Here is a 21,527-nt window from a genome sequence, read left to right on the forward strand (position 1 = left end):
AATAATTTCAAACAACCTCTAAGAATAGTAACGTGATAGACACCCAACACATTTAATAATTGGCATGAACCTTACCCTTTTGCAATCTCAAATTCAGCATTTTTCTCGCAAGTTGATCAATTCGGCTTGGCGACTTTCACTTCTATTAATTTTTTTCAGTATATTTATAATATTTTTATCTGGTTGTCAAGGGAAAGTTCAGAAGAATGACGGTATAATTCATCTGAGTCTATGGCAATCAATCAATCCTCCTATTAATCGGGATGTGTTTAACAAACTAGTAGATAAATTTAATCAGAGTCATACTGATGTTCAGGTGGAATCTATCTTCATAGGTCAACCCCAATTGCCAAAAATATTAACAGCAGTTGTGGGCAATGCGCCTCCAGATATTCTATCATTCGATCCTCAATTGACAGGTCAGTTTATAGAACTAGGGGCAATTCGACCTTTAGAAAAATGGCTGGACAAATTGCCATTGAAGTCGGAAATTAGCCCCAACCTATGGGAAGAATTAAAATTAGACGGTCATCTTTGGTCAATCCCACTCTACACCAGCAATTTAGGCATTTTTTACCGACCTAAACTTTTCCAAGCTGCGGGAATTACGCAAATTCCCAAGACATGGGAAGAGTTGAGGGAAGTCGCCAAAAAATTAACCATAGATCGGAATGGGGATAATCAACCTGAACAGTACGGAATATTACTGCCTTTAGGAAAGGAAGAATGGACTGTCTTTAGTTGGTTCCCCTTTTTATTGAGCGCTGGGGGAGAGATTGTGACGAATAACCACCCGAATCTGACGAATCCCGGAGCGATCGCAGCCTTAAAATTTTGGCACGATTTGTTAACAGATGGTTCGGCAACACTTTCTTCCCCAGAGCGAGGTTATGAAGAAGACGCTTTTATTGCGGGTCGTGTTGCTATGCAGATCACAGGCCCTTGGACTTATATAATTAAGTCCAACGTCGATTATAAGGTATTCCCCATACCTGCTAATGTGAAGCCTGCTACCGTGACCAGCACTGGAAATATGTATGTGATGAAGACCACACCGACAAGAGAACAAGCTGCACTCAAGTTTTTAGAGTATGTTTTGAGTGAAGAATTCCAAAAAGAATGGAGTATCGGAACCGGTTTTTTACCAGTTAACCTGAAAGCTGCTCAAAGTGAAGCTTATCAGCAATTCAGCAACCAAAAACCTTGGTTAAAAGTGTTTTTGTCACAAATTCCTCTGGCTGGCACTCGACCGATTATTGCTGGATATAGCCGTCTTTCTGACAGTCTTGGTCGAGCTATAGAGGCTACATTGCTGGGTGAGTCTCCCGAAAAAGCTCTCAAAATAGCACAAGAGCGTTTAGAACTTATTTGGGATGATAAATAAATGGGACTGGGTACTAGGAATTGAGGAACTCGTGATATCCTCTGAGGTGCAGTGGCTTAAGCAGATAATTAACTATTAGCATTAAGGCTATGGAATATATCGATAAAAGTCAGGGAGAAACTCCAGTTTTGCGATGTAAATTTCTTTTCAATGTACACAAGCCAATTGCTGGTATGGCTCCTAGAATCACTGCTGTAAATCCTTGTCCACTCCAATATAATATGGGAATACGGTAGGTTTCTGGAATCAAATTTTGCACAATAAAAAGCAACCAAACCAAAATAGTAATCAATAAAAAAGAGATTGAGGGTAAAAAATTCCACCACCAAATGCTAGCTGTATATCGCCTCAATACCAGCCATTGGCAAATCCCTAGCCAAATTCCAGAAATTATATATGCGATCGCAGATAGAAATCCCAAAATCAAAGTATCTTCAGGAAATGATGAGGCAATGGTTGAAATATTGTTAATCCAGGCTGTAGAAACACCGTTGGCAATCAACCAACCTACACTGGTAGCAAATAGCCACTGCCAACCTGATAAATATCGGTAAAGAACAAGGCTCTGGTCAGCAGCAAAAATCACGGCAAATACAACGTTACTGAGACTTCTGACCAAAATGCTCCATGTTTGTGGTTCGATAGGAACGCTAGGTGAAAGACTTTGGAGAATAATTTTCTCTAAGGCGATACTGGCAACGCCACCCACAACCCATCCGATCAGGGTCATTAAGGTAAACTGAATAAAAAACCTCTGTCGCTGCGATCGCGGAATCAAAAGCTTTCCTGGGTTAGGCTCGTTATTAGCAGATGCAACACGATCGGGACTGTTAGAGTCAGTTTGCATATAAAGTTAGGGGAGTGGGGAGTATAGAAAACAGACAAGAGTAACGAAATTCTTTTATATTCCAATTTCTTTGTTGATTCTTGTTCTATCCCATTTTTACTTCCGACTCCCCAATGCTTTGAAGCGACTAGTGCTTTTGCTGACAACTTGCTAATAAAGTGTAATCCAGAATGATAAGCTAAACAGTGGCATATAAAAGTGACTTTTAGGATGAAGTAATAAATGGGTGTTTCTTCAACGACTCCTCATCTCTTACGGGCTGCTCGTGGTGAAGTAGTAGATCGTCCCCCTGTATGGATGATGCGACAAGCGGGACGATATATGAAAGCATATCGAGACTTAAGAGAAAAATATCCTTCGTTTCGCGATCGCTCGGAAATTCCAGATGTAGCAATTGAAGTTTCGTTGCAACCGTGGAGAGCCTTCCAACCAGATGGAGTAATTTTATTTTCTGATATTGTCACCCCATTACCTGGTTTGGGCATTGAGATGGATATTGCCGAAGGTAAAGGGCCAATCATCTCTTCGCCCCTTCGCACTCAAGAACAAATTGATCGTCTGCGTCCCTTAGAGCCAGAAGCAGCTCTACCATTTATCAAAACAATTTTGCAGACGCTGCGCTCTGAAGTAGGCGATAAATCAACGGTGTTGGGCTTTGTGGGTGCGCCGTGGACATTAGCAGCTTATGCAGTAGAGGGAAAAGGTTCTAAAACCTACTCGATCATCAAAAACATGGCATTTTCCGAGCCGATGATACTGCATCAATTGTTAGCTAAATTAGCAGATGCGATCGCCATCTATGCCCGCTATCAAATTGACTCTGGTGCCCAAGTTGTACAAATGTTCGATTCTTGGGCGGGTCAGTTGAGTCCTCAAGATTATGATACCTTTGCTCTCCCTTATCAGCAGAGGGTTTTCCAGCAAGTCAAGCAAACCCATCCCGATACACCTTTGATTTTGCTAGTTAGCGGTAGTGCGGGTGTGTTGGAAAGAATGGGACAATCTGGCGCTGATATTGTCAGTGTAGACTGGGCAGTGGATATGGCAGACGCACGAGCCAGATTGGGTAAACAAGTCAAAGTTCAAGGAAATCTTGACCCAGGCGTGCTATTCGGCTCTAAACAGTTTATCCGCGATCGCATCCTCGATACCGTTCGCAAAGCTGGCAATTGGGGTCACATTCTCAATCTCGGTCATGGTGTTTTACCAGAAACACCAGAAGAAAATGTCGCTTTCTTCTTTGAAACCGCAAAGGAACTGAATCTTGCAGGAGTTAAGGCTTGAGAGTGAGGAGTTATGAGTTATGAGTTAGGAGTTATAAACTATAAAGTTATCAGTTGCGAGGTGCAAAGTTATTTTTTTATTCTTAACTCCTCACTTCTAACTCCTAACTTGATTCTTAACTCCTAACTTGATTAATAACTCCTGATTGGGAACTTTTAACTTAATTCTTAACTCCTAACTCCTAACTCCTAACTTATTAAAATCTTAGTATGAGCCAGAAACGGATTTTAGTGACTGGTGCAAGTGGTTGTATAGGTCATTATTTAACAGAAGCCTTAATTAAGGAAACAGATCACGAACTGTATCTGCTAGTTAGGAACCCAAGGAAACTGCAAGTTGATACCAAGGCCCGTTCAGGCATCAACGTTTTGCAAGGTGATATGCAAAATATTCGCCAGTTTGCCGATTTGCTATCCACAATTGATACAGCAGTACTCACAGCCACAGCTTGGGGTGGTGATCAGACATTTGATATTAATGTCGTCAAGACTATAGAGTTGCTCGAACTGCTAGATCCAGAACGTTGCCAGCAGGTGATTTATTTTTCAACAGCTAGCGTTTTGGATCGCTACAATCAACCATTAAAAGAAGCTGGGGAAATTGGGACAGATTACATTCGTTCCAAATATGACTGCTTACATAAGATATCAAAATTAGCGATCGCACCCAAAATTACCACAGTATTTCCCACTTTAGTATTAGGCGGTGATGCCAATAAACCTTATTCTCATGCAACCTCTGGCATTCCAGAAGTTACGAAATATATTAATTTGATTCGCTTTTTGGAAGCCGATGGCAGTTTTCACTTTATCCACGGACGAGACATTGCCACTGTCGTGCGATATTTAATTGATCATCCTCCCGAAAGCGATCAACCACGTCGGCTTGTTTTAGGTCAAGCACCGTTAACTGCTAATCAAGCAGTGAAAGAACTTTGTGCTTATCTAGGCAAAAAGATTTACTTTCGCATTCCCATATCTATAGCATTAGCTAATTTAATTATTGTTCTGTTCCACATTCAGATGGCCGCTTGGGATAGGTTTTGCATGAACTATCGGCACTTCACTTATGAAAAAGCAATTAATCCCCATAGTTTTGACTTGCCAAATTATTGTGCAACCATGAGTGATGTTTTGAAAATTAGCGGTGTTGAAGCTGCTAAGTAGTTTATGCAATAAATTACACTAATTATTGAAATAAGCCTTGTGATTACTGAGTGTAGTTATCATAGCAAAACACTTACTTTTGACGGCTGTATTCTCTTAATTTGTTCCAATTTCAGAGAAAAATATTAGTGATAAACTAGAACAACTTTAATAAAAAGTCAATAACTCTTAATTTTCGTTAAAGTTAGATAATAATCAAAGTGTGAGGATTGATACTACATGCGAATCTTGTTAGTGTATCCGATATTTCCCAAAACCTTTTGGTCATATGAAAAAATCTTGGAGTTAGTTGATCGCAAAGTTTTATTACCACCTTTGGGTTTAGTAACAGTAGCCGCGATTCTGCCCCAAGAATGGGAATTCAAGCTGGTTGATCGCAACATCCGCCCAGCAACAGAAGCAGAATGGGCATGGGCAGATGTAGTAATCCTCTCGGCGATGATTGTCCAGAAACAAGATTTACTTGACCAAATCCAGGAAGCAAAAAAACGTGGCAAGCTAGTTGCAGTCGGCGGCCCCTACCCCACCTCTGTACCTCACGAAGTTGAAAATGTTGGCGCAGATTTTCTGATTCTGGATGAAGGGGAAATCACGCTGCCCATGTTTATTGAGGCAATAAAAAGGGGAGACACATCTGGCACTTTCCGCGCCACAGAAAAACCTGATGTGACAAGCACACCAATACCCCGCTTTGATTTATTAGAATTTGATGCCTATGACATGATGTCGGTGCAATTTTCGCGTGGGTGTCCCTTCCAGTGTGAATTTTGCGACATTATTGTTCTTTACGGGCGCAAACCGCGCACCAAAGCCCCAGCACAACTGTTGGCAGAGTTAGATTACCTCTACAAATTGGGTTGGCGGCGGGGTGTGTTCATGGTGGATGATAACTTTATTGGTAACAAGCGAAATGTGAAATTGTTGCTCAAAGAGTTAAAAGTCTGGATGGCAGAACACAAGTATCCCTTCCGATTTGACACTGAAGCTTCAGTTGACTTAGCACAAGACTCAGAAATGTTGGAGTTGATGGTTGAGTGTGGTTTCTCGGCGGTGTTTTTGGGAATCGAAACGCCGGATGAGGATAGTTTGCAAATGACCAAAAAGTTTCAAAATACTCGCAGTTCCCTAACTGAGGCAGTGCAAACCATCACCAAAGCGGGATTGCGCCCAATGGCTGGGTTTATTATCGGCTTTGATGGCGAAAAAGCAGGCGCAGGCGATCGCATTGTCCGCTTTGCTGAACAAGCAGCTATTCCCTCTACAACCTTTGCCATGTTGCAAGCGTTACCAAACACCGCGCTTTGGCATCGCCTGAAAAAAGAAGGACGACTACGGGAAAATCAAGATGGCAACATCAACCAGACAACATTGATGAACTTCCTCCCCACCCGTCCCCTGGAAGAACTTGCACGAGAATATATTGAGGCATTTTGTACTTTATACGACCCAGTGCAATACTTGGATCGTACCTATCGCTGTTTCTTGATGATGGGTTTGCCGAGTTGGAAAGCACCAGCCAAAATGCCTGAGTGGATAGTTATTAGAGCGCTGCTGACTGTAATTTGGCGACAAGGAATCAAACGGGAAACTCGCTGGAAATTCTGGCATCATTTGTTCAGCATCATCAAGCGTAACCCAGGAGTTGTTGAACATTACATTGCTGCCTGCGCCCACAATGAGCATTTTCTAGAATATCGCCAAATTGTGCGCGATCAAATCGAAAGTCAGCTAGCTGAATATTTGGCACAAGGTACAGAAAAGCCATATGTGCTAGTTAAGGAAAAAGTAGAGGAAAAAGCTGAAGCGGTAGTTAGTTAAGCGTAGTAACGGGTAATAGGTAATAGTAAATAAATTACTTATTATCTGTTCTTAATTAAAAGTAAATGAATGCAATAGATGAGTTTAAATTACTTTACAACCATTCGCTGACAGGTGTCAATTGGCATTTGTCAATTAACCAACAGGCTATCCCTGTCACTCAACCCTTAGATTGCTTATAAAGCTTTTTAGGTTTTAATTTACATTACACACAAAATGTTAGTCGATTCAAGTTAGCAGTAGTAAGCTGAAATTAGAGTCAGACTACTGAATTAGGGATTATCTCTAACCATCACTGATTCAGCACGCGAAATTTCAATTGTTGCTCGTGAAGGAGTATTGGACTTTGGAAGCTTTACTACAAAAAACTTGCGTTCCCTGTAGTGGTGATTCGCCGCCAGTAACTGAGACGGAAATTGCTGAACTTCAGCCTCAGATACCCAATTGGAAGATAATTGAGGAGAATGGTGAGTCACATTTACAGTGCGTCTACAAGTTTCCCGATTTTCAAACAGCACTAGCCTTCACTCAACGAGTGGGTGAAGAGGCTGACAAACAAGGACATCACCCTGCTTTGCTTACTGAATGGGGCAAGGTAACAGTTACTTGGTGGACACACGCGATTCAAGGACTGCATCGCAATGATTTCATTATGGCAGCTAAGACCGATGAAATCGCTACTGGGTTTGCTGCCTAGAGCGGTGGGGCTTCAAACTGCCGAAAAAGCTCCCAACAGTTCTACTATTTTCGCCTTGAGTGCTGAAATTGCCTCTTCTAAAGTTTCACTTGGTTCCGTATCCACTAGATGGGCAGCGCCGACATCAGCACTTGACAAGTGTACGAGTGAATTTACGTGTGTAGTGGCATTTATATTTTATCTACCGCGATCGCGTTCTAAATCATCAATTACTTTTTGCAAATACCATTCGTCTGACATCCCAGGATAGTAATCCTGCTTCTGCTGAATTAATCGTTCGGCAATTTCCCAATATCCCCCAACCATTCGTAAAAGTCGCTGACGTAGCAAATTATATTTTTGCTTTTTTGACTCTGGACTAAATTTATGGATTTTTTCTAGGCTACTTAAGACTTGTTGATAATTTCCCCAGTCTTCTTGTTCACAAAAGATACTCGCCGCCCGTTGATAATCTTCCACGGCGTTTTGCATTTCTTCTAAACAAGTATAGGTAATGCCGCGATTGTAGTAAGCTTGAGCATCATCAGGATTTATTTGCAGCGCTTGGGTGTAATCTTGAATTGCACCGAGATAGTTACCCGTTGTCCGATAGGCATTACCTCTGGCAATATAGACTAAGGGATCTTCGGGTTGCATCTGGAGTGCTTGGTTAAGATCCGCGATCGCACCTTGATGATCTCCCAATACAGAACGGGCTTTGCCACGGTTGCGATAGACAATCGCATCTTGAAAATTTAATCGCAATGCTTGATTAAAATCTGCGATCGCTTCTCGATAATTCCCCATTTTACAACGCACAACCCCACGACAGCAGTAAGCTTGGGCATCTTGCGGATCGGCTTTTAATACCCAATTTAAATCGGCGAGTGCCTCTTGCGTATCTCCCTTTTCAGCCTTTTCTAATAATTGCGTAAAATAATCATTCGTGGATAAAATTGGCGCATTGGTGGAACGCGATTGCTGTACAACAGGTAATTCTTTGGGTTGTAGCTGTTTAATTTGTTCCAGACACAGGCGACAATTCTCTTTATCCTGTTGTTCTAAATATAATTGTGCAGCTTTTTTAAAGTTAGCGATCGCATCTTGAATATAACCCTGTTTGCGCCGCACCATCCCCCGCAGATTATAAGCAGCAGCATAATTTAGATTCAGACGAATAGCGCGTTCAACATCCTCCAGCGCCCCCGGTAGATTTTTCAGTGCCACCCTTGCTAATCCACGACAATAATATCCCTTTACACTCTCAGGATTAAGCTTCAGGGCTTCGGTATAATCTGAAACAGCATTATGGATTGCTCCTGAGTCATAATGTGCCAAACCCCGTTGCAAGTAAGCTTCAAGAAAGTAAGGTGTCAGTTGTAAAGCATGGTTAAATTCCTCAATTGCTCCAGCATAGTCTTTTCGCCTAGCCTTTTCCAATCCTCTATTGTAGAATTCGTCATTCATGGCATTTGTTTGGTTGATTGAGTTAGTTGAATTCCAGCAGGCTTGCTTCGTAGCCTAACCTATACACTCACTCTTAATATTCTAAGTATTCAGCGTGGCTTTGCTTCATTTCATATTTTCAGTGAATTAAAATGAACACACTGCCCTAAGAGGATGTTTGAAAAGTCCTTTTGTCGGTAGCAAAACGTTTTAGATCCTCCTAAATCCCCCGATAAATTGGGGGACTTTGATTCCGGTTCCCCCCTTTTTAAGGGGAGCCAGCGCGGGAACAGGGGTCTCCCCAAGTGGAGCGACTGGCGTGGGTTAGGGGGGATCAATAAGTGCCTAAAATCACAGCAAAATACTTTTCAAACATACTCTAAGTTGTTATGAATATAATTCACCCAATGGAATATTGTACACGTCCAGATTTTGGAGTTAAATTTACTGCAAATCCAGGCTAAAAATTTGATTCCTCCTAATCAATAATAAGTTGTACCAATATGCTTCAGGTTTATGAAGATATTGGACTAGCTACCAGAGCTAACGAGCAAACCTATGATATTATAAATTTCTTATTATATTCAGCAGTTTGTGACTATGGACTGGATACACTTGCGATTCCAGGTGATATCACAATTGAAGCAATTGCAGCTTGATTAATTGATATAGAAACTTTAGCCATCAAGTTAGATAAACCACATATCAACCCGATTATTTCCAATTTTAAATAAAAAAGTTGGGGAAATGACTACATTCAATTCCCCATATCTCGTAGATTGTAAAATATTTACAGTTAACTAAAATTATTCTGAAAGCAAGCTAGGAGAAGTCAGTACAAAAATATCCCAACTACCTTGAGCATCAGTTTGTGGTTTTATCGGATTGGCGAAGTGGAAAAAATCATGATCATTGACCAATAAGAGTTCCCCCGGATTTAGAACTTTGCTAAACACAGGCTTTTCTTTTTTGGCAGTATACAAATGTGTTTCTCCACCTTCAATATTATCTCTATTTACTGAGAATATGCCAATAAAATCAGTACCGTCTTGATGGATACCTTCCGGCGCTGGATTAGCTGAATTATCTGGTGAACAAATAATTCTAATTTGATGAACACCGATTTCAGCTTCTGGATGAAGTTTACAAGAATCACTAAATCCTAAGACAAGATTTCTAAAAATATCAAGTTCTATGAGTGCATCATCTAATTCTGCAAACTCTCTTTTTATGTCACCCATTAATCGATTATACTCTTTACTTTGAAAGAAGTAGCCATGAGGTAATTTGATTAACTCATTTCCAGAGACTGTGAACCGAGATAATCTTCTCGAACGATAATTGCCTTTGATATAAGGGTCAATAGGCATATTACTAAAAAATGGCTTGAAACCTTCTAGATTGATCGAATTTACCTTTCTGAGAGTAAACAGAAAAGCATATTCTAATTCCGTTGCTGTCCCCACCTTTTGCATAGGATTTACCTCCTTGCACGTTGAAATTCTCCCAGATTTTTTTATGAGAGGCTTATAATACTTAGTATATGCTACTTTTTATTAAGATGTTGTTAAAGTGACTACATAAACTGACAGTTTATGATAACAAACTGTCAATTTATGTCACAGGGCGGAGTAATCCTCATGGGTGTATGAGTAGCTGCTAAAAAGATTTGCTGATAGGGGTTCAGTGGGGAAGAAATCGACGTATATTTACTAGCAGCAATAAGGTTCGATAATGATTGATTGGCTTTACCGTTACCCGCCTTTGTATCCGGGTATTCTGCTAAAACGCTACAAGCGGTTTTTTGCTGACGTTCAACTTACTTCTGGCGAAATAGTCACAGCACATTGTCCCAATACAGGGCCAATGACTGGAGTCTCGACTCCCCAAAGTGCGGTACAGCTTTCCAAAAGCGATAATCTTAACCGCAAATTGGCTTACACTTTAGAACTAATTCAGGTCGATGATAACGAGCCGACTTGGGTAGGCATAAATACTTTTTTACCCAATCGAGTGATAAAGCTAGCTTTAGCGAAACACCTTTTTCCAGAATTGGGCGACTATAGTCAAATCAAGGGCGAAGTGATTTATGGGCTAGATAAAAAAAGTCGAGTGGATTTTTTCTTGACGGGGAGTAATCAGGAACGCCCAATTTACTTAGAAGTTAAAAATACAACTTTTTCTGATGGGAGATTAGCCCTATTTCCTGACACGGAGACTACAAGAGGACAAAAGCACTTGCGAGAACTAATGGCGCTGCTACCTCTAACTCGTGCGGTGATGCTTTACTTTATCAATCGTAGTGATTGTACTGAGTTTTCCCCTGGCGATCGCACAGATCCTGTATATGGTAAATTATTACGGGATGCGATCGCTCTTGGTTTAGAAGTCTTACCTTGCCGTTTTGATATTTCCCCCGAAGGTATCCGTTATTTGGGTTTGGCAAAACTAAAAATTTGATTACATCTAATCAAACATTAGAGACGTTGCAATGCAAGGTCTCTAAACGCATGAAACAATAAATCCATCTAGATATTGTCTAGATGGACTTATTGGTAGTTGATGTTTACTAAAAGACATCCAACCAGACTGTAATCAACAAACGACTATAGGTAGTCGCCGCCCCACAAATAGCATTCGCTATTCTGAGGTTTGCTTATGCAGGAATCAAAACTGTATCAATGACGTGGATGACACCGTTATCAGCAGCAACATCTGCTGTTGCAACTTTTGCATCATTGATCTTGACGCCATTAGAAGCGTCAATTTTCACCTCTGAACCTTCAACTGTTTTAGCTGTCTTCAGTTTAGCTACATCAGCAGCTAGTACCTTACCTGAGACAACATGATAGGTCAAGATTTTCTTGAGCTTTGGAATATCTTTCAGTAATGCGTCTACTGTACCTGCTGGAAGCTTATTAAACGCTTCATCAGTGGGTGCGAAGACGGTGAATGGCCCATCACCTTTCAGTGTATCTACCAGACCGGCTGCTTGGATTGCTGCAACTAGTGTCGTGAAAGAACCATTATTAGTGGCAGTGTCAATTATGTTGGCCATGTGCTTTACCCAGTTCTGTGTAATCTGTTACAAACCTAAGCTATTTTCTTCATAAAATCTATCTATCATTAGGTGTATGTCAAATAAAATTATTTATTGATATCATAAAAGTTTATATATATTTTTATACAAATAAAAAATTATTATGTACATTGTCTGGGTGGATGAGTTACAAGCACTCCTGGATGCGTATTTTACCGCCGCAGGCATCGCTGCTTTTTCTAGACAGCTGTAGGGGCGATCGCTGTTCACTAGTGTGAATAAAGCATTCTTTTACCAAAAAAATTAGTTGAAAAGATGGTTGAAGGCATCTTAATTTTAAAAAGTTGGTATAAACTAGGGTTTTCGCTATTTAGGAGTTCCATGAAAATTTTTAATATTACCTTTACTAAATAGCCAATGTAGAGCTTTTTCAGTATTTATATTTCTTTGCCCTAGCCTTTTGTCAGGAATTTATAACCAAAAATATTGGTAAAGAGGGTATTTAACTGATATTATTTCATCACCAGACAGATTTCACTCATTGTTTGTGTAATCCTACTTGGAAATCATAAATTCCCATCACACTAATGTTTTTAGCAATTGTGATTGGCTGTTCATTTCCAGAATTGATTATACGTAGGACTTACGCAAAAACACTATGAAAGTCTCATTTTTTTCTATCCTCTGCCTTTTGTGTAGTTGGTTTTTCTCCTGCCTGTGCGTAAGTCCTGTATGTAAATAATGAGACCTTTAGGTAATATTTTCCCCAAACTATAACTTTCATGAAAAGAAGAAGACTTATTGCTTGGATTGCTACGGCAGTTACCAGCATGATGCTGGTAATTGGCTTACAGTTTGTCAATTTTTCACCAGCAAGTTCCGCAACCACACTTAACGTGTATGCGGCAGTCAGCTTAACAAACGCGCTGAATGCCATAAAGACTCAGTACCAAAATGCTAACCCAGGTGTCAACGTTGTTTATACATTTGGTGCTTCTGGTACCTTGCTCAAGCAAATACAAGCAGGATCTCCAGCAGATATTTTCATTTCTGCTGCCAACGACCAAATAAATGTTTTGCAGAATTCAAGCCCAAGTAAATTGGTAGCAGGTAGCCGTAAAAACATTGTCAGAAACCGTCTAGTTTTAATTACTCCGACGACGCCCCCTGTTAGTGCTGGTAGTGCGGCTCTCACTAGCTTCAATGGTTTAACCAATGCCAATATTAGTGGTATTGCTATAGGTGACTACACAGGCACTCCTCCAGTTGTACCAGCAGGAAATTATGCCAAACAAGTTCTGACTAAGCGAGGTATTTTCACTACTCTAAGTCCTAAATTATACCTTGCTAGCAATGTGCGTAACGTTTTAACTGCTGTTGAAAATAAAGCTTCTGTAACTGTTAAAGGTGTAAATAAAACTATCAACGCAGGTATCGTTTACAAAACTGATGCTGCCATTTCTAAAAAGGTAAAAGTCGTACAAACTGCCCTAACAACAGAGAGTGATCTGATTGTCTATCCACTGGGTATACTCACCAAAACTAAAGTTTTAACGACAGCCCAGAGTTTTTCTACTTACTTAACTGGTAGTACTGCCCAGAATATCTTCAAAAATAATTATGGGTTTCTTGCGCCTTAATACCACAAAGTAAATCAATTAAGTAGTCGTTGTCGTTAATTTTGAACTATTTGGAGTAATGTCTTGTGAAGTTCACTAAAAAACTCTCAATTATTGTTTGTAGTTTGACCACTGTCTTCTTTCATACTGCTGTGATTACCAATACTTATAAGTCAGCAGCACAAGCGGAAGGACAAGAGCTAGTCTTTAACGGGGGATTTGAAACCGACCCTCTGGCAGATCCTAATAATCCTAACGGTGTAAATCCTAATGTTACTGGATGGCTTCAATCTGGCGCTCCAGGTACTACAATTAGTAACTTTCCTCACAGTGGTAACCAAGGTTTATCGCTTGGCGCATTTTCAGGCATTAACTACATATCACAGACTATCCCTACAGTTGTTGGTCGACGCTACCAACTTACTTACTATTTCGCATCCATAGAGGAGGAGCCTGACATTAACAATAAATTTCAGGTTTTTATAAATGGAAAGAAGGTTTCTGTTAAAAATGATACTCCTTTCCAACCTTATAAGCAATACACCTTAGATTTTAGAGCAAAAGGAAGAAACACAGAGATAAAGTTTGGTTCTTTCGCAAGGTCTGCTTTTTTATATTTGGATGATGTGAGTGTCAAAGCTATTGGGAAGAATTGGTGATAGATGATGGGGATGAATAAACCACAGGTAAAAGCCTAAGCAATGTCTGGCTCCATAGTGTCAAGAATGCCACTAAAATTCATCTGATTTAAAAACTCCATCATGGGTTTATTGAGAAAAATCGCTTTGGGTGGATGAATCATGATCCATATCTATAGCTAACTCTTATAAACCAGAAGAAAGTGTTCATTTTTATTGACACTACTGAAAGCCAGCATGCATGTAACTATCAACTTGTTTTAGTTGTCAAATTTACAATTTTTTGGAGTCAAGTTTCATGAATTTAACTAAAAAACTCTCAATTATTGTTTTTAGTTTTACTACTACCTTAATTAGCACTGCTGTAATTACTAATATTTATAATGCAGGAGTACAAGCGGCAGAACTTGTTAAAAACGGAAGCTTTGAACTCGACCCCCTCGTAGATCCTAATGATCCTAACGTTACAAATCCTAATGTTACAGGATGGGCTAAGTCTGGTGATCCGATGGATATATCAGGGATAAGAATAAGCAATTTTCCTCAGCATGATAGTGGTAATCAGGGCTTATCACTTAGTGGATTTATAGACCTTAGCTACATATCACAGACGCTTTCTACACAACCTGGTCAGAAATATGAACTTAGTTACTATTTAGCATCTATAGATGAGGCCCCTGACCTTGATAATCAATTTCAGACATTTGTAGGTGGAAATAAGATTTTTGATCAAAAAGACATTTCTTTTCAACCATACACGCAATATAAGTTCAATTTCACGGCAGACGCATTATCCACGGAGTTAAAGTTTGGAAATTGGGATAAATATGGATTTTTATACTTGGATAATGTGAGTGTAAAACCTTTGACTGTGCCTGAGCCATCAACAATTGGAGGAGTAGCAGTTGCTGGTTTATTGGGAATATGGCTGAAGAAAAAGAAGGCAATTAGCTAGAAAGAATAGCCCTTTTTTGTTACTTTCGGAAAACAACAGAGCGAACTCTACGCAACTTAACTAAAAAAGGTGTATCACCGAATAGCTCGTCGTAGAGTTTGCCTTACTTTTTTGATAGCTGAATCAAGTTAAAATTTGATAATCTAACGCTAATATCGTCCTCCCACAGTTCGCCCATCTCCACCTGAGTTTTTTTGTCCCCGTGGTTTCTACGAATGCTCGAAACTTATCCCAGTCGGTGGTTTTGTGCCGATTGCCCCGATGCGCTCTGACTTCGGCATTTAAAGTCACCCGTTTACCTCCGACGCTGAAACCATATATTGATAGTATTACGACTGATGTTGAAGAATTCACTGGCTTTGTAACGCTTCATCCCATTGAGTTTAATCGCCTCTATCACTTTTCCTTGCAGATCATAGCTGTAAGGGTTTGCCATAGAAATACGAAAATAAATCACTTCTTTATATATCCTATATCTTAAGTTACGTGGCAACTGATATAACTATAGAAATCCTATATTATTTATGAACAAAATTCCAAATCAACCCGTGATAATACGGGTTTTTGAGTCTTAGATTTTTGAAAAAATAAAATCTTATTCTTATATAGCGGCTATCGATTGGATGAGAACACCAAAATCCCTGCTGTCAAATCATTTCAGCAAAGTTTTTGTATCTCACTCAACTGCACACCGCTATATCAACTTGTTTTAATTGTCGGAATAGGAAATTATTTGGAGTCAAGTTTTATAAAGTTAACTAAAAAACTCTCAATTATTGTTTTTAGTTTTACTACTACCTTAGCTAGCACTGCTGTGATTACTGGTACTTATATTCCAGTAGCGCAAGCACAATATGATCCCAACTATGTTCCAGATCCTAGAGACCTTGTTTTTAATGGAGGATTTGAACTCGACCCCCTCGTAGATCCTAATAATCCTAAGACTACAAATCCTAATATTACAGGATGGACTAAGTTTGGCGATCCGATCAATACATCAGGAACTAGAATTAGCAATTTTCCTCAAAGTGGTAATCAGGGTTTATCACTTGGTGGATTTGTAGACCTCAGCTATATATCGCAGATACTTTCTACACAACCTGGTCAGAAATACGAGCTGAGTTACTATTTAGCATCTATAGACGAGGCCCCTGACCTTGATAATGAATTTCAGACATTTGTAGGTGGAAATAAGATTTTTGATCAAAAAAACATTTCTTTTCAACCGTACACGCAATATAAGTTCAATTTCACAGCAGACACATCATCCACAGAGTTAAAGTTTGGGAATGTGGATAAATACGCATTTTTATACTTAGATAATGTGAGTGTAATACCTGTGCCTGAGCCATCAACTATTGGAGAAATAGTAATTGCTGGGTTGTTGGGAATATGGCTGAAGAAAAAGAAAGCAATTAGTTAGAAAGAATAACTCTCTCGGAAAATAACAGAGCGTAGACGCGCAGCGGCTTGTCGTTAGACATCACCATACAATCTCAATAGAAAAAGTGCGTCACTGAACAGCCTGTTGTAGACATCGGCTTACCCTTTCCATCAGGGCTATTTCATTCTATTTTTAGGGCAGTTTTTACGAATCTTTTTGTGAAAAACAATAATTTAGCAACGAACCTACCCCTCAAAAATGCCCATTTTGTCAGAATTAACCCGTAAGCATAAAACGTGACATTTTAGAATGAAATAGCCCTGCCCTTTCCATAGCTAAATTATCAAATTTGATAATCTAATGCAACTAAAACTCTGCCACAATGCTGATTTGCAGGTACAGCTTCCAGCATCTTTTTCGGTTTGGGTAAGTTGAGGTTTTTCATTAATTCGATAAACTGGTTGCGGCTGCGTCCTGCAAACCGAGGATTCCAGCACTTTTCCTCGCCAATGGTGGATACTGTCTGTCCCTGGTAGTCGTGAGCAGGATATACCAAGGTGTCATCCGGTAATGTGAATAGCTTCTGAGTAACGGCATCATACAGTGATCCAGCGTCGCCGCTTTGGAAGTCGGTACGACCGCAACCCCCGATGAATAGTGCATCTCCAGTTAATAGATGAGTGTCGTTGACTAAGTATGTCATGTGGCTGTCAGTGTGACCAGGGGTAGCGATCGCCCGAATCTGCACGTTCCCCAATTCCAACATATTCCCATCGGCAATGTACTGGTCTGCACAGGTAGCCGCGGCATTCTCAGGCACAATCCCCAAACAACCCGTAAGTGATCTGAGTCTGTCTGTCCCAGTGATGTGGTCAGCATGGATGTGAGTTTCCAGACAGTAGCGTAGAGTTAGCCCCAATTGTCGCAATATCTGAAGATCACGTTCGACCTGTTCCAACACAGGATCAACTAAGATAGCTGTTTTACTTTCCGGATCAGCAATCAGGTAAGTATAAGTACTTGATTCTTTATCGAATAGTTGACGAAATAACATAGCAGGTTTATTCAACACGAAAGTAGTAGCATCGGGTTTTGGATTGAGGGATTTCAGTAACTCCTGCGCCAAACTTGCAGCTTGAACTCGAATTTCGGGAACAGCGGTGGTTTCCCAAAGATTGCCCTTACGTGGTGTCCCCAAGGTGTACAGCATTTGAGATGTATTTCCATCTGCATCAATTAGCGCACCATTTCGGGCAGTGTCGATTCCCATTGACAATCTGTTGGGACGGATCAGCCGTTGTTCTTGAAGGCTAGCGACTAATGGGTGCTGCAATCTGAGGTAATCACAATTTGCACCAGTGCAGTTGACAATCCGCTTGACTTGCAAAACGATATCTTTGTGCGTTCCCCGTTCGCAGATGCTCACATTCACCCCATCCTCAAACTCCTGACAACTTTGAATCCGACCTGCGTAATGGATCAGTTGACCAGACTCCATTGCAGCATCCAGTATTTCGGCAATTCCTTCAGCAATCCGATGACGGTGAACTTCCCAGTAAGCTTTGACATGGCGCAGAAATCGCTTCTGTTCCGGCAATGGCATTGCTTGCCAAAGTTGGGGAATAATTGGGCGGATGGCATCGACTACTGCCCGCCAATCTTGAGCCAGTCCGTTGCCGGGGTTCCCCCGGTTGTAGGAACTGGCGTGTGCTTGGGTAACAGCCTCGCGCAGTTCTTGACGTACCACATGCAGCAGTCCTCGTGCCGTTTTTGGCGCAGTTTCTACATCAATAAATGCCGGATAAGCAGTTGTTGATTTGTGGCTACAGGGCATCAATCCGTGGCGCGAGACAGTATGAATTTGTCCCTGGAATCCTTGTTGATGCAAGGCAACAACCGCATCTACCATTGTTAATCCAGTGCCCACCAACAGAATCGCATCCTCTGGATTTAGGTCAGCGATCGCATCAGTAGACCAAGCATCTTTAACATAGCGATTGTCTAAAACGGCGAGTGGTCTAGGCAGAATTGCCGGGAAATTGCCCAACGCTAACACCGCCTTTTGCACATGCAAACACTGACCATTGCTCAGGTACACTATTGTGTTATCAGGTTTTGTCTCGATGGCGATCGCTTCATCCCCAATCTTCTCTAGCTGCACATTAGCTGCTGCATTTACCTGTGCTGCTTTTAAAGTCGCCTGCACATAGTCCCCATAAACCCGACGCCCAACGAAGGTAGATGGAGTTACCTGTTCATGCCCATTTTTGTGCAGCCAGTTCAGGAAGTGATTTGGTTGATCAGCAAATGCGCTCATTTTACCCGCTGGCACATTCAGCAAGTGACAGTCCACTGGTGTCCCGTAAGCAACTCCTCTACCCACTTCAGAATTACGTTCAATCAACTTGATAGATAGTGGCATGGTTGCGTTGCGTAAAAGATTAGCTGCAACCAGAGAACCGCTAAAGCCACCACCAATGATAGCGATCGCAACTGGAGAGACGGTTAGGTTAAAAATGCTGTTGTTCATAGGACGTGTGAGTTGCACTTGCTTTCTACTGATTAATTTACGGCCGATAAACTGAAATTTCCGCTTGTCGCAAGCTGTTAGGCAGATGAATTGACTCAAAAAACCACATACGCACATGAATAAGTGGGAATTGCACTTGAGTGTCCAATTCTCCAAATCGAGAGAGTGGCGATCGTCAGATTACACAAATTCAAATCTAGACGAGACAAGGTTTTGGAACTATTTATCTAAAATTGATGTATCTATTGCATCCAAATCCGATGCAAATACCGGGGTTTTTAGTTAACATCAAAAAACCCTGCAAAAGCGAGAATTTTACCTCTACAATTGTCAATATTTTCTGACACTACTAGCATTCAAGTTTCAGATAATGTTTGGCTTAATATCCTAACAGCAATATAGAGGTATTGACAAATACAGTAGCCCTAAATCGATTGTGAGAAAATAATAAGGTTGTGAATGTCACTAAGTATTGGGTGCAAAATGTGGAGGCGTTCCCTAACTGAATTGAACGAAGCCTATCAAAAACTTCGTGAAATCAAAAGCGCATTTACACACAAACTTATAAGGTAATTAAAATGACTTACGATTCCGAAAATGTGCAACAAATCCTTCAAATAGCACTCACTCGTAAACAGGAAGGTGAATTTTCACGAGAACAGCTTGTAGAAATGGCCTCTGAGTTAGGTATTTCTTCTAATATTTTGGAAACAACTGAACAAAAGTGGTTAGCTCAACAAGAAGAAGAACGTTCACGACGCACATTTAATACTTTCCGAAGCAGAGACTTTTGGACACATTTTGTTTCCTTTATAGCGGTGAATTTATTCCTCATTCTCTTGAATTTAATAACTAGTCCTAGTTATTTTTGGGCTATCTTCCCAGTATTAGGATGGGGGTTAGGACTATTTTTTCATTGGTGGAGTGTTTATCAGACTAAAACAGAGGATTACGAGATAGCCTTTCAGAAATGGCGTGCACAAATTTAACTTTTATAGGACTTACGCATCAAATACGAAATGTAGGGGCAATACCCTGCCTTAAGCCGCAACTCTTGGAGACGCTCCGCGTAGCTTGCTTCTCCGTAGGAGTATGCGTCTAGATGAATTGCCCCTACGGGAAATCAAGGCTTTCACTGCCTTTTTGCGTAAGTCCTGTTTTATCTACTTTTAAAAATGGAGACATCAACGCACAGCTATGCGCCCCTACGAGTTGAGAGTAATCTTTCACCTACAAATGGGGAAATTTCCGTACTTGATACTCTGCTGACTCCACTATTGGATAGGATTCTCCCAGTGCTTGGATTAATTTGTCTTCAATAGTCTGCAAATCTGCTTGGGGTAAGGCTTTCCACTGTTACCGCGTTGGAAAACGAATGATCAGGATAACTTCTGTGTGGTGATTGGGGCTGATCAAAACCTCTTTACCGAGAAATCTAGGATACTCAGCCAGCCCTGTTGTCCAAATTTGTGCATCCTTCTGGATAAAATCTTCCCGTAAATCCGGCACAACCTTAAACTTGAGGAGTTCTATAACCACGCCTTTTGAACCCTGTATTTCTTAATTTGCCAAAATAGAGATGTAGGCTAGAATAACTACGCTTTTAGCATAGCTTGATTGCCTACACTCAGGAGCAAGGGTCGGCTGGTTTGAAACAAGTAAGAGGAAGGGAGTATGGACAACAACAACTGGTTGCAACAGCTAATGATGGTGGGTCTTGGCACAACGTCTTTAGTAGCAGAAAAACTGCGCCAAGTCAGCGATGATTTAGTTAAAGACGGTAAGCTCAATCCTGAGCAAGCCAAGGCAGTAATAGATGATATTGCCCAGCAGTTAAAGTCGGAACAGGGAAACTTGGATGTCCAAATGCAACGGCAAATGCGAAATATGATGCAGGATTTGGGGGTAGCTCGTCAGTCGGAAGTGGATGAATTGCGGGGTAGAATTGACCGTTTAGAGCGTCAATTGCGCGATTTGGAAAATAAGCTTTGGCGTTAGGATGTCCTTTCTGATTTAAACTAAATGTGTCCTGTTGGTAATGTTTTTGCCAGGATACCTAAGTAAGGAGAACTGATTTTGAAACCAATTTTCCTCAGTGTGGCGTTCATGCTGGTGTGTGTTGTGCTGTTGATTGTGGGGCAAGTAGCCAGTAAACAGAATACTGCCATTGCTGCCCAGTTAACCCAAACGCCGCCAGCGCCCACAACTGTAACTGAAAACAATATCTTAATTGCGAGTAATACTATGTCTGATGCTAATGCCGTAACTACCCCCTCTGGATTAAAGTATGTCGAGTTAAAAGAGGGAACTGGGGCGACTCCTCAACCTGGACAAACGGTTGAAGTTCACTATGTCGGCACTTTAGAAGATGGTACTAAGTTTGATAGTTCACGCGATCGCGGTCAACCCTTCAGCTTTAAAATTGGCGTCGGACAAGTAATCAAAGGTTGGGATGAAGGACTTAGCACTATGAAAGTAGGCGGTCGACGTCAGTTAATCATCCCCCCAGAGTTAGGTTATGGCTCTCGTGGTGCTGGTGGTGTGATTCCGCCTAACGCCACCCTGCTATTTGATGTGGAATTGCTGGGAGTTAAATAGGGACTGGGGCATGGGGCATGGAGAATGGGGACAAGAGGGAATTATTAAAAGAAGTTTCTATTTTCTCTGTTCTCAATGCCCTATCAAATAAATTAGGTATTTCAGAGTACAGATGGGCCAGAAGTACAGCTAGAAAACGTGA

Annotated in this window: 20 protein-coding genes and 3 pseudogenes; 14 read left to right on the forward strand and 9 right to left on the reverse strand. The window is 40.9% G+C overall.

Annotated elements, in window-relative coordinates:
• Positions 1-64: 64 nt before the first annotated feature.
• A complete protein-coding gene (locus tag V7K85_RS24420; protein ID WP_334817355.1) occupies positions 65-1,384 on the forward strand; it encodes an ABC transporter substrate-binding protein in 1,320 nt (439 codons plus the stop codon).
• A gap of 109 nt (positions 1,385-1,493) precedes the next feature.
• Here the strand turns inward: V7K85_RS24420 and V7K85_RS24425 are convergent, their stop codons facing one another.
• Positions 1,494-2,231 carry a hypothetical protein gene (locus V7K85_RS24425; protein ID WP_334817357.1) on the reverse strand — a complete coding sequence of 246 codons (738 nt, stop codon included), beginning with the start codon at positions 2,229-2,231 and terminating at the stop codon, positions 1,494-1,496.
• Positions 2,232-2,453: 222 nt separating this feature from the next.
• Between V7K85_RS24425 and hemE the strand changes: the two genes are divergently transcribed.
• From hemE to V7K85_RS24445, 4 genes are all read left to right on the forward strand, one after another.
• Entirely contained in the window at positions 2,454-3,515 is a 1,062-nt protein-coding gene (gene hemE, locus V7K85_RS24430; RefSeq protein ID WP_334817359.1) for a uroporphyrinogen decarboxylase, read from the forward strand.
• Positions 3,516-3,724: 209 nt separating this feature from the next.
• A complete protein-coding gene (locus tag V7K85_RS24435; RefSeq protein WP_334817361.1) occupies positions 3,725-4,681 on the forward strand; it encodes an NAD-dependent epimerase/dehydratase family protein in 957 nt (318 codons plus the stop codon).
• Positions 4,682-4,900: 219 nt separating this feature from the next.
• Positions 4,901-6,499, forward strand: coding sequence for a B12-binding domain-containing radical SAM protein (locus V7K85_RS24440; protein ID WP_334817362.1), 1,599 nt, complete (start codon positions 4,901-4,903; stop codon positions 6,497-6,499).
• 346 nt (positions 6,500-6,845) lie between these two features.
• The gene (locus tag V7K85_RS24445; RefSeq protein ID WP_334817363.1) at positions 6,846-7,196 is read left to right on the forward strand and encodes a 4a-hydroxytetrahydrobiopterin dehydratase; all 351 of its coding nucleotides are present in this window, start codon (positions 6,846-6,848) and stop codon (positions 7,194-7,196) included.
• Between the two features lie 12 nt (positions 7,197-7,208).
• Here the strand turns inward: V7K85_RS24445 and V7K85_RS24450 are convergent, their stop codons facing one another.
• Both V7K85_RS24450 and V7K85_RS24455 read right to left on the reverse strand, forming a co-directional pair.
• Entirely contained in the window at positions 7,209-7,334 is a 126-nt protein-coding gene (locus V7K85_RS24450) for a hypothetical protein (protein ID WP_334817365.1), read from the reverse strand.
• A 39-nt stretch (positions 7,335-7,373) separates the two neighbouring features.
• Positions 7,374-8,642: a tetratricopeptide repeat protein gene (locus V7K85_RS24455; protein ID WP_334817367.1), complete on the reverse strand. Its 1,269-nt coding sequence runs from the start codon at positions 8,640-8,642 to the stop codon at positions 7,374-7,376.
• Positions 8,643-9,124: 482 nt separating this feature from the next.
• On the opposite strand from V7K85_RS24455, the pseudogene V7K85_RS24460 reads away from it, so the two are divergent.
• Positions 9,125-9,425 (forward strand): annotated as a pseudogene (locus tag V7K85_RS24460) (DUF711 family protein); the annotation flags it as partial.
• A 2-nt stretch (positions 9,426-9,427) separates the two neighbouring features.
• Here V7K85_RS24460 and V7K85_RS24465 read toward each other — a convergent pair.
• Entirely contained in the window at positions 9,428-10,096 is a 669-nt protein-coding gene (locus tag V7K85_RS24465; protein WP_334817369.1) for a 2OG-Fe dioxygenase family protein, read from the reverse strand.
• Positions 10,097-10,355: 259 nt separating this feature from the next.
• Here V7K85_RS24465 and sfsA point away from each other — a divergent pair, with 259 nt between their 5' ends.
• Positions 10,356-11,081 carry a DNA/RNA nuclease SfsA gene (sfsA, locus tag V7K85_RS24470; RefSeq protein ID WP_334817371.1) on the forward strand — a complete coding sequence of 242 codons (726 nt, stop codon included), beginning with the start codon at positions 10,356-10,358 and terminating at the stop codon, positions 11,079-11,081.
• A gap of 196 nt (positions 11,082-11,277) precedes the next feature.
• Here the strand turns inward: sfsA and V7K85_RS24475 are convergent, their stop codons facing one another.
• Positions 11,278-11,679: a fasciclin domain-containing protein gene (locus V7K85_RS24475; protein WP_334817373.1), complete on the reverse strand. Its 402-nt coding sequence runs from the start codon at positions 11,677-11,679 to the stop codon at positions 11,278-11,280.
• A gap of 764 nt (positions 11,680-12,443) precedes the next feature.
• On the opposite strand from V7K85_RS24475, the gene modA reads away from it, so the two are divergent.
• The 3 genes from modA to V7K85_RS24490 all read left to right on the forward strand — a co-directional run bounded on the left by modA (position 12,444) and on the right by V7K85_RS24490 (position 14,873).
• A complete protein-coding gene (modA, locus tag V7K85_RS24480) occupies positions 12,444-13,301 on the forward strand; it encodes a molybdate ABC transporter substrate-binding protein (protein ID WP_334817375.1) in 858 nt (285 codons plus the stop codon).
• A 65-nt stretch (positions 13,302-13,366) separates the two neighbouring features.
• Positions 13,367-13,939 (forward strand): hypothetical protein, encoded by a 573-nt coding sequence (locus tag V7K85_RS24485; protein ID WP_334817377.1) that lies wholly within the window; start codon positions 13,367-13,369, stop codon positions 13,937-13,939.
• 277 nt (positions 13,940-14,216) lie between these two features.
• Positions 14,217-14,873, forward strand: coding sequence for a PEP-CTERM sorting domain-containing protein (locus V7K85_RS24490; protein WP_334817379.1), 657 nt, complete (start codon positions 14,217-14,219; stop codon positions 14,871-14,873).
• Positions 14,874-15,168: 295 nt separating this feature from the next.
• Here the strand turns inward: V7K85_RS24490 and V7K85_RS24495 are convergent, their stop codons facing one another.
• Entirely contained in the window at positions 15,169-15,309 is a 141-nt protein-coding gene (locus V7K85_RS24495; RefSeq protein WP_334817381.1) for a hypothetical protein, read from the reverse strand.
• 183 nt (positions 15,310-15,492) lie between these two features.
• Between V7K85_RS24495 and V7K85_RS24500 the strand changes: the two genes are divergently transcribed.
• Positions 15,493-16,296 carry a PEP-CTERM sorting domain-containing protein gene (locus V7K85_RS24500; RefSeq protein WP_334817383.1) on the forward strand — a complete coding sequence of 268 codons (804 nt, stop codon included), beginning with the start codon at positions 15,493-15,495 and terminating at the stop codon, positions 16,294-16,296.
• Between the two features lie 304 nt (positions 16,297-16,600).
• On the opposite strand, the gene V7K85_RS36640 is transcribed toward V7K85_RS24500, so the two are convergent.
• Together V7K85_RS36640 and V7K85_RS36645 are read right to left on the reverse strand one after the other, a co-directional pair.
• Positions 16,601-17,527, reverse strand: coding sequence for an MBL fold metallo-hydrolase (locus V7K85_RS36640; RefSeq protein ID WP_442940618.1), 927 nt, complete (start codon positions 17,525-17,527; stop codon positions 16,601-16,603).
• Positions 17,528-18,307: 780 nt separating this feature from the next.
• Positions 18,308-18,904: pseudogene (locus V7K85_RS36645) on the reverse strand (FAD/NAD(P)-binding protein); the annotation flags it as partial.
• Positions 18,905-19,365: 461 nt separating this feature from the next.
• Here V7K85_RS36645 and V7K85_RS24510 point away from each other — a divergent pair.
• Positions 19,366-19,776 carry a 2TM domain-containing protein gene (locus tag V7K85_RS24510; protein WP_334817387.1) on the forward strand — a complete coding sequence of 137 codons (411 nt, stop codon included), beginning with the start codon at positions 19,366-19,368 and terminating at the stop codon, positions 19,774-19,776.
• 241 nt (positions 19,777-20,017) lie between these two features.
• Here the strand turns inward: V7K85_RS24510 and V7K85_RS24515 are convergent.
• Positions 20,018-20,326 (reverse strand): annotated as a pseudogene (locus V7K85_RS24515) (TIGR03792 family protein).
• Positions 20,327-20,461: 135 nt separating this feature from the next.
• On the opposite strand from V7K85_RS24515, the gene V7K85_RS24520 reads away from it, so the two are divergent.
• Together V7K85_RS24520 and V7K85_RS24525 are read left to right on the forward strand one after the other, a co-directional pair.
• Positions 20,462-20,785: a phasin family protein gene (locus tag V7K85_RS24520; protein ID WP_322653544.1), complete on the forward strand. Its 324-nt coding sequence runs from the start codon at positions 20,462-20,464 to the stop codon at positions 20,783-20,785.
• 78 nt (positions 20,786-20,863) lie between these two features.
• A complete protein-coding gene (locus tag V7K85_RS24525) occupies positions 20,864-21,385 on the forward strand; it encodes an FKBP-type peptidyl-prolyl cis-trans isomerase (protein ID WP_334817393.1) in 522 nt (173 codons plus the stop codon).
• Positions 21,386-21,527: the final 142 nt, after the last annotated feature.

Source organism: Nostoc sp., from assembly GCF_036917615.1.
Taxonomy (GTDB): domain Bacteria; phylum Cyanobacteriota; class Cyanobacteriia; order Cyanobacteriales; family Nostocaceae; genus Nostoc.